The sequence below is a fragment of the Pseudomonas sp. MF6747 genome (assembly GCF_963890955.1).
Lineage (GTDB): Bacteria > Pseudomonadota > Gammaproteobacteria > Pseudomonadales > Pseudomonadaceae > Aquipseudomonas.
Genome location: NZ_CAWPSZ010000050.1, coordinates 104395 through 117968 on the forward strand (window position 1 = coordinate 104395; position 13574 = coordinate 117968).

General features: G+C 60.8%; 11 protein-coding genes and 1 pseudogene. 2 read left to right on the top strand and 10 right to left on the bottom strand.

Translation table 11 applies throughout. The features are described 5' to 3' along the window. Positions 1 to 26: 26 nt before the first annotated feature. A pseudogene (locus tag AACW30_RS25985) lies at positions 27 to 536 on the bottom strand (hypothetical protein); the annotation flags it as partial. 195 nt (positions 537 to 731) lie between these two features. Here AACW30_RS25985 and AACW30_RS25990 point away from each other — a divergent pair. After that, positions 732 to 2747: a c-type cytochrome gene (locus tag AACW30_RS25990; protein WP_200623811.1), complete on the top strand. Its 2016-nt coding sequence runs from the start codon at positions 732 to 734 to the stop codon at positions 2745 to 2747. On the opposite strand, the gene AACW30_RS25995 is transcribed toward AACW30_RS25990, so the two are convergent. Further along, positions 2741 to 3991: a 2-aminoadipate transaminase gene (locus AACW30_RS25995; protein ID WP_200623812.1), complete on the bottom strand. Its 1251-nt coding sequence runs from the start codon at positions 3989 to 3991 to the stop codon at positions 2741 to 2743. The two genes, AACW30_RS25990 and AACW30_RS25995, sit on opposite strands and share 7 nt — an antisense overlap. A gap of 89 nt (positions 3992 to 4080) precedes the next feature. Continuing rightward, complete coding sequence (locus AACW30_RS26000) at positions 4081 to 4974, bottom strand: LysR substrate-binding domain-containing protein (RefSeq protein WP_106578246.1); 894 nt, start codon at positions 4972 to 4974, stop codon at positions 4081 to 4083. A 144-nt stretch (positions 4975 to 5118) separates the two neighbouring features. On the opposite strand from AACW30_RS26000, the gene AACW30_RS26005 reads away from it, so the two are divergent. Next, complete coding sequence (locus tag AACW30_RS26005; RefSeq protein ID WP_200623813.1) at positions 5119 to 6147, top strand: amino acid ABC transporter substrate-binding protein; 1029 nt, start codon at positions 5119 to 5121, stop codon at positions 6145 to 6147. 28 nt (positions 6148 to 6175) lie between these two features. Here AACW30_RS26005 and AACW30_RS26010 read toward each other — a convergent pair whose 3' ends face one another. The 7 genes from AACW30_RS26010 to AACW30_RS26040 form a co-directional block, all read right to left on the bottom strand. Further along, the gene (locus AACW30_RS26010) at positions 6176 to 7189 is read right to left on the bottom strand and encodes a sensor domain-containing diguanylate cyclase (protein WP_106578248.1); all 1014 of its coding nucleotides are present in this window, start codon (positions 7187 to 7189) and stop codon (positions 6176 to 6178) included. Positions 7190 to 7393: 204 nt separating this feature from the next. Then, positions 7394 to 7687 carry an XRE family transcriptional regulator gene (locus tag AACW30_RS26015; RefSeq protein ID WP_119736790.1) on the bottom strand — a complete coding sequence of 98 codons (294 nt, stop codon included), beginning with the start codon at positions 7685 to 7687 and terminating at the stop codon, positions 7394 to 7396. 9 nt (positions 7688 to 7696) lie between these two features. Continuing rightward, positions 7697 to 8038, bottom strand: a complete 342-nt coding sequence (locus tag AACW30_RS26020; RefSeq protein ID WP_325167542.1) for a type II toxin-antitoxin system RelE/ParE family toxin — start codon at positions 8036 to 8038, stop codon at positions 7697 to 7699. Positions 8039 to 8228: 190 nt separating this feature from the next. After that, positions 8229 to 10124, bottom strand: coding sequence for an alkaline phosphatase D family protein (locus AACW30_RS26025; protein WP_200623815.1), 1896 nt, complete (start codon positions 10122 to 10124; stop codon positions 8229 to 8231). 107 nt (positions 10125 to 10231) lie between these two features. Continuing rightward, positions 10232 to 10423 (bottom strand): hypothetical protein, encoded by a 192-nt coding sequence (locus AACW30_RS26030; protein ID WP_169367578.1) that lies wholly within the window; start codon positions 10421 to 10423, stop codon positions 10232 to 10234. Positions 10424 to 10657: 234 nt separating this feature from the next. Next, positions 10658 to 12901, bottom strand: a complete 2244-nt coding sequence (locus AACW30_RS26035; RefSeq protein WP_169367577.1) for an ATP-binding protein — start codon at positions 12899 to 12901, stop codon at positions 10658 to 10660. Next, positions 12898 to 13512 carry a biliverdin-producing heme oxygenase gene (locus tag AACW30_RS26040; RefSeq protein ID WP_200623816.1) on the bottom strand — a complete coding sequence of 205 codons (615 nt, stop codon included), beginning with the start codon at positions 13510 to 13512 and terminating at the stop codon, positions 12898 to 12900. Before AACW30_RS26040 ends, AACW30_RS26035 begins: the two co-directional genes overlap by 4 nt. Between the last annotated feature and the right edge of the window lie 62 nt (positions 13513 to 13574).

Here is a 13574-nt window from a genome sequence, read left to right on the forward strand (position 1 = left end):
CATTTTCAGCGGGGTGGGTGATCAGGTCAAGGCGGCACAATGCCCTTGTCGCGGCGCAACGCGGTCAGCGCCCGCTGCAGCCGCAGGGCGCGTCCACAGAACAGACCAACGGTAAACCCCGAGACACCGCCCACCGCCACCAGCATCGCTGGCGTGCTCAAAAACAGCGGATGCACCGCCTGCTGGTAGCCGAAGCAGTACTTCGCTGCAAAGAACAACTGCGAGATCAGCAAGGTTTTCCACGTGCCTGGCAGCACCAGGGTGTCGCCATCGGCGTCGAGCCTTGCGCCTTCTGCGTTGAACAGCAACATGCCCAGCAGGCCGCCCATCAATGCGCCGCCGACCCAGGCGCTGCTCGACAGCATCGACGGCGTCAGCGACGTCAGCGACCACACCACCAGCACCACCGGCAGGATTATCAACGCGCGACGATTCTCGCGCCCGCCCAGGCAGGCCTTGAGGCCGTAGTAACAAATCCACAGGTAAACGGCGTACACCCAAAGGGGCGTGCCTTGAAGAATATCGAGCATGGGGCGCTTCCGTGCGGTGAGGGTAGGTGGCGGATAGTCGTTGAGGCGTCAGGGGGTTGTCCATCAATTTGGCCCTGACCCACATCAACACCGTGCCCGACAAAAGCCGTTACAACACAGAGGCCTGATGAACCCATAAAAACGATGACCTACCTGCGCCGAGGAGACCGCTCCAGGCCAGGTTATTAAAGGATTAATGCCATGGCCTTTTCTCTGTCACGCCTGGCCTTGCTGGGGGCGACGCTCTGTCTGGCGCTACCCCTGCACGCCGCCTCCACCGAAATCGAACACGGCAAATATGTTGCGCAACTGGGCGACTGCATCGCCTGCCATACGGCCAAGCAAGGCAAGGTGATGGCCGGCGGGCTGGCCCTGAGCACGCCGATGGGCACGATCTATTCGAGCAACATCACACCCGACCGTGAGTCCGGCATCGGCAGCTACACCTTTGAACAGTTCGACAAGGTGATGCGCGAAGGCGTGACGCCTGCAGGTGTGAATCTTTACCCGGCAATGCCCTATCCGTCCTACGCCAAAATGAGCGAAGAGGACATGCGCGCCTTGTACGCTTACCTGATGCAGGGCGTTGAGCCGGTGCAGCAGGCCAACCTTGAGGCGGACATGGGCTTCCCGTTCAATCAACGCTGGGGCCTGGCACTGTGGAACGTTGCCTTTCTGGACACGCAACCGTTCCAGCCGGACCCGAGCCGCAACGAGGTGCTCAACCGTGGCGCCTATCTGGTCCAGGGCCTGGGCCATTGCGGCTCCTGCCATACCCCGCGCGGCATCGCCTTCCAGGAAAAAGCCATGAGCGATGAGGGCCGCAGTGGCCGGCATTACCTGGCTGGCGAAACCGTCGAGCACTGGCGCGCCCTGAGCCTGCGCAACTTGTGGACCGTGGAAGACACCGTGCAACTGCTCAAGACCGGGCAGAACCGCTTCGCCACCGTGGCCGGCAACATGGCCGATGTGATTCACCACAGTACTCAGCACTTCAGTGACTACGACCTCACGGCCATCGCTAGCTACCTCAAATCCCTGCCGCCAGGCGAAGACGATCTGCTAATGCCGTCGGTGGCCCGTGCACCCGCCGCGCCGCCGGCCGACTTGTTTACCAGCCGTGGCGGCTTGGGTTACCTGCAGTTTTGCAGCGACTGCCATCGTAGCGACGGCGGCGGCGTGAAAGGCCTGTTTCCACCGTTGGCCGGTAACCCGAGCATCGCTGCCAACGACCCGACCTCGCTGCTGCACATCACCCTGACCGGCTGGAAGACCGCACAAACCGCCACCCACCCACGGGTCTACACCATGCCCGGTTTCAGCCGGCTGGCGGACTCGGAAATCGCCGAGATCCTGAGCTTCGTGCGCACCCGCTGGGGCAACGAGGGCACGCCGATCAGCGCCGCCCAAGTGAAAACGCTGCGTGACCAACTCAACCCCGCCACCAGCGATTCATCGGCCTTCGAAACCCCACGCCTGGCCGACTTGCTCGCCGCACCGAATGCCGACCAAGTGGTGCGCGGCATGCGCCTGCACCTGCAGACCCAGGCGCTGCTGCCGGAGAACGTCGGCAACGCGCTCAACTGCACCAGTTGCCATCTCAACGCTGGCACCGTGGCGGACGGCTCGCCGTTTGTGGGCGTGTCGGCGTTCTTCCCCAGCTATGCGCCGCGTGCCGGCAAGGTGGTGACCCTGGAGGAGCGCATCAACGGTTGCTTTCGTCGCTCGATGAATGGCAAACCGCTGCCGCCGCAATCGGCGGATATGCAGGCGATGGTCGCGTACTTCGACTGGATGAAAAACAACACCCGCCCCGAAGACAAAGTCGCCGGGCGCGGTGTGGGCAAGATCGACCCTTCAATCAAGCCAGACCTGGAAAACGGCAAGCAGGTGTACGCCAAGCAATGCGCGGTGTGCCACGGCGACAACGGCCAAGGCCTGGCGCGTGCCGACGGCGAGCAAGTGTACCCGCCGTTGTGGGGCGAGCAGTCGTTCAACATCGGCGCCGGCATGGCGCGGCCGTACACGGCGGCGGCGTTCGTCAAACGCAACATGCCGATTGGGTTCCACGAGAAATTCCCGTTGGGGCAGGGTGGTTTGTCGGACCAGGAAGCCGTGGACGTCGCGGCGTATTTCTCCGGCCAACCGCGCCCGGATTTTCCGGACAAGGTCAAAGACTGGCCCAACGGCGGCAAGCCCGCCGATGCGCGCTACTGAGTCAGTTGCTTGAGACAGGCCTCAAGGATATCCAGGCCTTCCTCCAGCACCGCAGGCTCGGTGGTCAGCGGTGCCAGCAGGCGGATGATGTGTCGCGACTTGCCGCTGGGCATCAGCAGCAAACCGGCATCCCGCGCCAGGCCCAGCAGCTGGGTCAGTTGCCTGGACGCGGGCGTGCCGTTGGCATTGGCCAGCTCGATGCCGCGCATGGCACCGACGCCGGTCAGGCGGCCCAGATAGGGCACACCTTGCGCACGCCATTGTTCATAACGGCTGACGATGGCTTCGGCCTGGTGTGAACCCCAGGTTTTCAGGTGTTCATCCGTCATCGCGTCCAGCGTGGCCAATGCGGCCGCGCACGCAATCGGGTTGCCGGAGTAGGTGCCGCCCAGGCCGCCTTTGGGCAAGGTGTCGAGCAAGGCTTTGCGCCCGACCACCGCGCCCAATGGCACGCCGCCGGCGATGCTTTTGCCGAGCAGGATCAGGTCCGGTTCAATTCCAAGGCGCGAGAAGGCGAAGCGCTGGCCGGTGCGGCCGAAGCCGGACTGGATTTCGTCGGCGATCAGCAGGATGTTTTTCTCATCACAGAAACGTCGCAAGGCCTGGGCGAATTCGACGTCCAAGGCCAGGAAACCGCCTTCGCCCTGTACCGGCTCGATGATGAAACAGGCCACGTCCTCAACGTCGATTTCCACGCTGAACAGGCGGTCCATGGCCTTGAGTGCTTCGGCACAACTCACGCCGTTATCAACACTGGGGTAGGGCAGGTGGTACACCGGCCCAGGCAACACACCGACCTTTTGCTTGTAGGGCGCTACCTTGCCATTGAGGTTGAGTGTGGCCAGGGTGCGGCCGTGAAAGGCACCGTCAAACGCGATCACCGCCGTGCGCCCAGTGGCGCCGCGCACAATCTTCAACGCGTTTTCCGCTGCTTCCGCACCGCTGTTGGTGAGCATGCCGCTTACCGGGTAATCCACCGGGATAAACGCGGTAAGACGGTCCATCAATTCGATGTAGGGCGCGTGAGGTGCGGCGTTGAACGCGTAGTGGGTCAGTTTGGTTGCCTGCTGCCGAATCGCTTCGACCACGCCTGGGTGGCAATGCCCGAGGTTGAGCACGCCGATGCCGCCGACAAAATCGATGTAGCGTTTGCCCGCGGTGTCCCAGACCTCGGCGTTCTTGCCGTGGCTGAGGCTGATGGGGTGAACGATGGAAATCGACTGGCTGATGGTTTCGCGGCTCATGAATCTCGGACTCGGCAATGGCGGGCGTCTTTTTATCTAAGCCGCGCGCCCGGTCTTGCCGCAAACGAAATAAAGTCGCCGGGTCATTATTAAAAGTCGGGATGTGCTTTTAAGTAGTCCACCATCCAGTTCAAGAATGCTTTTACCTTAGGGACCTCGCCGGCGTGTTCGGCATGCGCGATAAAGTGCGCGCCGGCGCTGGGCATTGTGTAATCCCAGGGTGTCATCAGGCTGCCACTGGCCAACTCTTCGGCCACAAGGTATTGCGGCACCAACGCCACGCCGTAGCCCGACTGCGCTGCGCGAATGCACATGTAGAAGGTGTCGAAACGCGGCCCGTGATAGCTGTTCTGCGAATGCAGGCCCTGCTCCAGAAACCACTCATGCCAGGCTTGCGGGCGTGACGTGCATTGCAGCAAGGTGTGGCGCGAGGAGGCATCGCTGCCTTCGGCGACAAACCCCGGTGCGCAGACCGGCACCACCGCCTCGCGAAACAGCTCGATGCACGTCGCTCCCGGCCAAGAGCCCTGGCCGAAGAAAAACGCAATATCGGCCTTGGCCTGCAACACGTCGAAGGGCTCCAGCTCGTTGCGCACATCCAGGTGGATGTTCGGATATCTGGCCGCAAAATCCTTGAGCTTGGGCACCAGCCAGCGGTCGCCGAAGGTCGGCTGGGTGGCGATGCGCAGCACTTCGGTCTCGCCGCCGTAGGTGAGGATGTAACGGCTGGAAATGTCCACCTGAGTCAAAATCTTGTGGACCTCGGCGAGGTACAACGAGCCCGCTGGCGACAGGTACAGACGCTGGCGCACGCGCTCGAACAGGTTGTGGCAGAGCATCTCTTCGAGCTGCGCGACCTGCTTGCTCACGGCACTTTGGGTCAGGTGCAGCTCTTGGGCGGCGCGGGTGAAACTCAGGTGGCGGGCGGCGGCTTCGAAGCACTGCAGGGCGGTCATCGAAGGGGTCAAGCGTTTAGAGATCATGCAGTTCATTCCAAATCGGAAGGAGCCTTTGCCTAAAGGTCGTTTGTGACAGGGGCGTAAAGCCGTCGATACTGCGCGGCCACACTATAAACCGGCGCGGGCTGTGCGGCGCCGAATAATAAAGATCGACAGGGAGTGCCTCGCATGAACAACCTCAAGACCACCTTGACCGCCTTCATCGCTGCTGCGGTGGTGGGCCTGGCGGGCAGTGCCCACGCCGGCGTGACCCTCGACGCAATCCAGAAAAAAGGCTTTATCCAGTGCGGCGTCAGTGACGGTTTGCCGGGCTTCGGCGTGCCGGACGCCACCGGCAAAATGACCGGCATCGATGTAGACGTGTGTCACGCCGTCGCCGCGGCGGTGTTCGGCGACGCCTCAAAAGTGAAGTTCAGCCAGTTGACGGCCAAAGAGCGGTTTACCGCGCTGCAGTCCGGCGAAATCGACTTGATCTCACGCAACACCACCTGGACCAGTTCCCGTGACTCGGGCATGGGCCTGGTGTTCACCGGCGTCACCTATTACGACGGCATCGGTTTTCTGGTTAACAACAAGCTGGGGGTGACCGGCGCCAAGCAACTCGACGGCGCGACTATCTGCATCCAGGCCGGTACCACCACCGAGCTCAATGTCTCGGATTACTTTCGCACCAATGGCATGAAGTACACGCCAATCACCTTCGACACCGCCGACGAAAGCGCCAAGGGTCTCGAAGCCGGGCGCTGCGATGTGTTGACCACCGACCAGTCGGGCCTTTACGCGCAGCGCATCAAGATGGCTCACCCGGATGAGTTCGTGGTGTTGCCGGAAGTGATCTCCAAGGAGCCACTGGGGCCGCTGGTACGCAAAGGCGATGACGAGTGGTTCAGCATCGTCAAATGGACGCTGTTCGCCATGCTCAATGCCGAGGAAATGGGCATCACCTCGCAGAACGTCGTAGCGCAGGCCAAATCCAGCAAGAACCCCGACGTTGCGCGGCTGCTGGGTGCCGACGGCGATTACGGCAAAGATTTGAAACTGCGCAAGGACTGGGTGGTGCAGATCGTCAAGCAAGTGGGGAACTATGACGAAGTGTTCGAGCGCAATATCGGCCAGGGCAGCGTGTTGAAGATCAAGCGTGGGCTCAATGCCTTGTGGAGCAACGGCGGCATCCAGTACGCGCCGCCGGTGCGCTGATCACGCCAAGCCGGTGCGGCCGCTGTATTTACTCCGACACCACGTCCTTTCCCGCCGCCTTGGATCGATACAGCGCTTGATCGGCGCGTGCCATCAAGGCGGCAGGGGCCTCACCCATACGACGCTCGACCACACCCAGGCTCAGGGTCACTTTGAAATCGCCCACGGCAGGGATCTCGGTGATTTTCTGCCGCACGCTTTCGGCCAGTTGCTTGGCCGAATCGAGGGTGCTTTTGGGTAGCACCACCATAAACTCGTCACCGCCCCAGCGCGCCAGCAAATCACCGGGCCGCACACAGGCTTCCAGGTTTTCCACTACCCGAATCAAGGTCCTGTCGCCGACGCCATGGCCGTGTTGGTCATTGATCGGCTTGAAGTCGTCGATATCCATGGCCACCAATGCCAATGGCACGCGGAAGCGCTCGGCGCGCTCACATTCCTCCAGCAGCACTTTTTCCAGGCGATACCGGTTGGCGATACGCGTCAGGGCGTCCTGTTCGGCCAGGGAGCGGTTCTCATCCAGCTGCAATTGCAGTTGCTGATTGACCCGAGACAACTCACGGGTGCGTTCGGCCACCAGAGCCTCCAGCGATTGATTACGCTTTTGCAGCTGTTCGATGGAGTTCTTGCGGGTGTGAATATCGCGGTGGGCGCCGACCATTCGGGCTACCGAGCCGTCAGGGTTACGCGCAATGACGTAGCCCCGGTCTTCGATCCACAGGTAGCTGCCGTCTTCTTTTCGGCAGCGGTACTCGGCCTGGTAATGGGGGGCGCGCTGATTGATGTAGTCATCAAACACGGCCATCACGCGGGGGTAATCCTCGGCGTGGATCACGCTCTCCCAGGTGAACACAGTGTTTTCCAGGGAGTGGCGGGGGTAACCCAGCATTTCGTACCAACCGGGGTTGCGGTAGACGAAGCCGGTATTGGCGTTCCAGTCCCAGATGCCATCGCTGACCAGTTCCATGACGGCATGCAACATATCGGCGTTGAGTTCGGAAAAGTCATTGCGCAGCGGGTTATTGCCGGAGGTATCGTCCATCTTTGCGCTTCCCTGCGTGGGCTGGTTTATAAGGCCAGTCTTCGTTGACGCCGATACTCCGTGGCTGGCGCTACTGTACATCGGGACTTGCGCGGTTTGAATAGGGCGGCTGTGCTGCTTTAGATGTATGGCTATGAGCCATCTATGCTGCAGTGCAACACTATTTGCTGAATTTACGTGGGCTGAGTTTCACGTCATCACCGGTCATGTATTGGTGTTCGGTAAAAGCCGTACTTCTACCCGCTGGCCCAAAGCTCTTGCAGCACTCGCCAGGGTTGCCAGAGTCATGCCGGCATCGTTTTGATCCAGCGCCCTATCCACAGCAGTGCGGCTGGTGTGCATACGTTCTGCCAGCGCTTTCTTGCTGACTTTCTGTGCCTTCATTGCTTGCGCCAACTGCCAGGCGATAACACGCTTCAATGCGGCAGCGGAGACTTCTTCTATGAGCCCATCGTCACTGAGAAAATCATCGAAGTTTGAGCCGATATGTTTATTCATGGTGGTCCCTCAAAGCTTGTTTTTACGACGCCTGGCAGTGTTCAGGTCCACTGACGTCGTTTTCTGGCTCTTTTTGATAAAGCCGTGCAGCAACACAATTTCGCGGTCAACTAACGTAAAAATGACCCGTGCAATGTTCTCATTGAGGTCACTTCGTATTTCCCAAAGGCTGTGCTCCAGCTTTCGAACCAGCGGCATTCCCAGCGGCCATCCAATCTGGACTGCTTTGATGTCAATGCCTATGAGTCTGCGTGACTCCCTTGGCAGTTCCAGCAGCCATTCACGCACCGGCTCGTTGCCAGCCTGCGTCCGGAAAAACGCGACGCTCAACATGAGAGGTAAGTCGTTCACAAGAGTGCACCAAAATAGGTTCATGCGGCAATCGACGATTGATGAAGCTTTTCGCGAAAAGCGGTCAGAGCCTGGCACTTTTTTTGTGAGCGATGGATGTTGAAGGTTTTCTGAAAATTACAGCAAAAACAGGTGTTTATGATTTTTCCGCAAAGTGAGTGCGAGCGTGGTTTTGCATGTGTAAGAAAATTTACTCCGGCGCCAGCATCCTCGTCCGGGGCTTTCCATCGGCGTTGTGCTGGTAAATCGCCTCCGGTTGGCCGTGGTCGTTGAAAAACACCTGACCGATGCCCGCCGAGTTCCACAGCCGTTCGCCCGCTTCGGCATGTTCCGGAATATGGGGCACCACCTGCATGGTACGGCGGCGTGTAAACCAGTTGAGCGGTGAGCGTGGTGAGTAGAGCCAGCGGTTCAGGCGGTCGAACCATTCCAGCAGGCGTGGGGGGAACTCGTTCTTGATGCCGCTGCTGGTGATCTGCCAGATTCTCGGCCCGCCGTTGCGGTGGCGGATCAGCACTTGGTAGACGAACGAGTAATGCACGTCGCCCGAGAGGATTACGTAGTTACCCGGCGTGCGCGAGTGGCGGAAGATGTTGAGGATTACCTGGGCGGCGCCGCGATGGGCCATCCAGTTTTCGGCGTCTACCAGCAGCGGGTAGCCGCACCAACTGAACACCTTCTGCACGGTTTCGATTAGCTTGACGCCAAAGATCGGCGCGGGCGAGACGATGATGGCGCAGGGGTGGTCCAGCAGTTCCTGTTGCAGCTCGCTCAAAGCTTCCCAGTCCAGCAGGCCGGAGGGCTGCTTGAGCGTGAACTCGCTGCGCCAGCGGCGGGTACGGGTGTCGAGCACCACCAGGGCCGGTGTGGTGGGCAGCACGTAATGCCAGTGCTGGAATTTCAGCAGCGCTGCCAGCAGGCCATCTTGCAGGGCGGCGTCCAGATGGTTGCCTTTAACCTCGTTGGCCAGTGCCTGGGTTTGGCTCAGCAGCTCAGCAAATACATCTGGCTGGTTGCCCCAACCCTGGCACAGCAGGTAGGCGAGCAGGGCATTGCCGATAATGCGCCTTGAAAACGGGTGGCCGTAGGCGGTTTCCTCCCATTGGGCACTGAGGTTCCAGTCGTCGGTGATGTCGTGATCGTCGAAGATCATCAGCGTCGACAAGTGAGCCAAGACCCGTGCGGCGCCCGGCAACCCGTGTCGGAATTGATCAATGGGCACCTGTTCGCGGGCATAACGCTGCTGCTCCTCGACGCTCAGTTGCGGTGGTTGTGGCGTGATCAATTGCCAGGGCGTGGGCGACCAGGCCAGCAAGTACATTGCAATGACCTCGGCAAAGCTCACCAGGTGATTGTCGGCCGTGCTGCTGGTGAAAATCGGCTTTTTAACGCCACCAAAAAACCGCTCGCGCAGGGTCTCGTTGCTGTCCAGCGCCGGGAGCAGGTCGGCGCGATGGTAATAGCTGGCGCGGTGCCCGTAGAGGCTGGCGCTGTCAGTCACCACCGCACCCTCCAGGTATTCGTCAAACAGGCCCAGTCGCGCGATCAGCGCATGAATCGCGCGCAGCATCGGGCCGGCGACATCGTCGGCGTAGATCTGGTCACCGCTCATCATCAGCAAGGCCGGGCGTTCGGCCGACGTGTGTGCGTCGGCCAGCAGGCGGTCGATGCACAGCAGGCCGTCGTCGGCTCGGTGGTGCGGTTTGCGGCAGGAACCGTGTACCAACTGGTGGATACGGCTGTGCAGCACGAAGTTCGGCTGCCGGGCGTCGGCATACAGCAGGTGCGGCGCCCACTCGGCGATGCCCAGGTTGTCGATCAGCAGGTCATAGCCGATGACCACGTCCAACGGCAGGGCGTCGTCCAGCGCCACGTCGAGCAGGTGAATGAAAGCGTGGCGCCCCACCGGCACGACTTGGCATTGGCCTTGATCCAGGCGGATATCGCGGCTGTGTTCGGCAACGTGCAGCCTCAAGGTCGGCGACAGTTCACGGCTTGCCACTAACCACAACACCAGGCGGCGAGGCTCCAGCCGCCGTAACAGCGGCCCGGCAAGAACGGCGGGCAGTGTGCCTGCTTCAAGCATAGGGATGAGAACTCTGTGCAGGAAAGGCCGGCAGGTTAACCCAGCGGATGTCAGTGTTTTGTTAAGGGATGGCGGGGGCGGGATGGCTTGGCCCCGCCTTGCATAGGCTAGAGCAGATTGCCCTTGCCCAGGCTTTCCAGGTTGCCTGAGCGGTTGTCCTTGTCTGGGGCATTTGCGCCGCTCAGGCCTGTGGCTGCCGCCTGATCGGAGCTTGGCTTCGGCGGTTGTGGGGGCGGCGCGGCGTTGGTCAGCTGGATAGTGTTGATGTAGTTCAGGTTAGCGCTGAGAAAAAAATCCATTGGGGTGTGCTCGGTAAGGCCAGGAAAGTGTTGTTGCGTTGCGAACGCGCACAGAACTTACAAAGCCTTGGCTGGCGCGGCTATACACGCGTTGGGTCAAAACGTGACAAGGCTACCGGCCACCAATCCGTGGCGGGCGAGACGCCCAGCGCCGGGGTGGTGTGTTGCCGGTATCGCCAGCCGGCCTGATGTGGAGAGCAAGCCCGCTCGCCACATCAAGTGCACTTGCCGCTGTCAGGGGTGTGCCCCCTCAGTTCCCCTGGGCACCGTAAAGCGAAACTCGCTGCCCCGGCCAACCTCACTGTGCGCGTCGATTTGGCCGCCATGGGCCTGGACGATGCCCTGAGTGATGTACAGCCCCAAACCACTGCCGGTCGGGTTGTTTTCGGTCTGGGTCCAGTAGCGATCAAACACATGCGGTAACTGTTCAGGCGCAATGCCTTCGCCGGAATCGCGCACCGAAAACACGATCTCTTCGTCATTGCTCATGGCGCTCACGCCGATATTTCCCTGGCGCGGGGTGAACTTGATGGCGTTGCCGATCAGGTTCGACAACACCTGGAACAGGCGCTCAGGGTCCCCGTTGATCTGCAACCCCGGTTCCGCGTTGAACGACAGCTCGATGCCTTTCTCCATCGCCAGCGGCGCGAGCAGGGCATAGGCTTCTTCAAACATCTGGCTGACGTCCAGCACCACCGGCTTGACCACATAACGGCCCGCCTCGATCTTCGAGGTGTCGAGCAAGTCCTCCAGCAGCACGTTCATGCGCCCTGCGGCCTGTTGCATGGTGTCGATCGCCGAAGAAATACGTCGCGAGGTGTGCGGGCCTTCGGAGCTGAACGCCTTTTGCATCATGCCGCAAAGCATCGAGATAACAGTCATCGGGTTACGCAGGTCGTGGGACACCACGGCCACCAGGTCATCGCGCGCGCGTACGGCTTGTTGTTCGCGTAACACTTGGCGGGCGAGGTCATTTTCCAGGGCTGAACGGCGCAGGTCGTTGGCAGCAAACCGGTCACCATGGCTCCATTTGGTGGAGATGCCGGCCATTTCCACTTTCCAGATTTCAAACGAAGTCCGTGGGCGAAGGCGCAAGCCAGCGTCTGACTCTTCCAGATTCAACGGCTTGTCCGGGTTGCCGCTCCAGTTGATGTTCTCTTTGACTTCCGGGCGAAACCACAGCACGCCGTTATCCACAGGCTTTGGCAGGCTCATGGCCAACACGCCACTGGCCACGTGCTGGAACTCGGCGGCCGGCGGGTACACCGAGGTCAGGTTGTGGCTGGAAAACACCGGTTCGCCGCTGGCTTGCAGCCATGCGTGCAACGCGCGAATCTGCTCGGGCTGCGGGCAGTTGCCGTAACGGTGCAACTGTTTGTCCTCGATGATCGCCACGCCGCCCGACAGGGTCAGGTCCATCAAGACTTGCGGCTGCTGGGCCAGGCCGTCGAACACGTTTTGTTCGGATGCTTTCATCGCGCGATCAAGCAGGGCCAGGGCCTCGACTTTTTCGTCGCGTTGGCGGCTCAGGTCCAGGGCCTCCATGGCGCTGATCTGCAACGACAGCACCTGGCCGATGGTTTGGCAGGCCAGGCGCAGGTCATTGGGCACCAGCAGTGGCTCGCGGTTACCGCAACTGATCAGGCCCCAGAGCTTGTCGCCTGCCATCAAGGAGATGCTCATGGACGACAGCACGCCCATGTTCTGCATGTACTGGCAGTGAATCGGCGACACGCTGCGCAGGGTCGCAAAGCTCAGGTCCAGCGGTTGGCCGGTGTCCGGGCGCAGCTTGGGCAGCAACGGCACAGGCTCATAGGCGGCATTCGGGATGATGCGCAGCCAGTTGGTGCGGTACAGCTCGCGGGCCTGCTCGGGGATGTCGGACGCCGGAAAGAACAGCCCGTTGAACAGCTCCATGGACGGCGCCGAGGCTTCGGCGATCACCTGGCCATGGCCTTCCTCTTCAAAGCGGTAGATCAGCACCCGGTCGTAGCCGGTGATGGCCTGGATTTCATGCACGCTGATTTCGTACAGCGCTTGCAGGGTTTTCGCTGACTGTAGGCGTTGCAGCATCTTGCCCAGATCGCTGGTGCGACCCTTCAGGGCTCGCGGTTTGAAATCTTCCAGGCGCGGTTCGAATTCGAGCACCAGCACCTCTTGATGGCGGTGCAGCAGGCCTTCGAATTGCGCGCCGTTGAAGGTGACATGCAGCGCTGGGCCGTCGGAAAACGTGTTGTGTTCAGCCATGGTCTGCACGGCTTGAGCATGTTCTGCGCCCATCAGCGTGTGCAGCGGCTGACCCAGCAGCGACTCGGGCGTGTGACCGAACAGGCTGCCAACGTTGGCGCTGACCTGAATGATGCGCAGGTCCGGCTCCGACAACGTCAACAGCACGCCATGGGGCTGTATCGCGCCGGGGGTGCGGATGGGTTCGTCGGCACAGTTGGCAAGCAGTTCTTCAAAATCTTCGGGTTTCATAGCAGTACCTCCTGGCTGACGAGCCAATGCTCGAAGCCGCTGAATGTCGAACAAGCTGCATGCACTGCGCGCTGTTTGGCGTGCGCATCCAGGGGTTGGCGGCTCAGGTAATCGAGAAAGTCTTTCCAGCGTCGACCGGTCTCGGCGCCGTATACATTGAGAAACGCGCCGCCGTGTTCGGCGTCGATGCCCAGGCGCTGGGCCATTTCCCGGCGCAGCACTTGCCCACCCAGGGTTGCGCCTTCCAGTACATAGAGGGCACCGAGGCAGGCAGCAGGGGTCTCGAACAGGGGGAGGCTGGAACAGCGGGGCAGGGCGGTGATGGCGTCGTCAGTCAACCCAAGGGCGTAAAGATCGTGCAGGAGTGTGGGCGTTTTCACACGCAATGACGTATCGAATCCATCGGGGATCAAGCCACTGTCATACAGCGCGGCTTCCATCGGCTCATAAAAACCGTAGTACGCCTGAAGCAATCGTCGGTACCAGTCGGCATCCAGACGCTCGGAAAAAAACGGCAGGCGTTTTTCCAGCGCAACATGCAGCGAGCCAGTGCCTGAACGTAACGCTTCCAGCAATGAGGGCGCACTGACGTCAGGGGCCTGTGAATGCATTCAATGAGCTCGAACTGTGGGCCTTTCGGCCATGAATGACGCTGTAAATGGGCGACGATTCT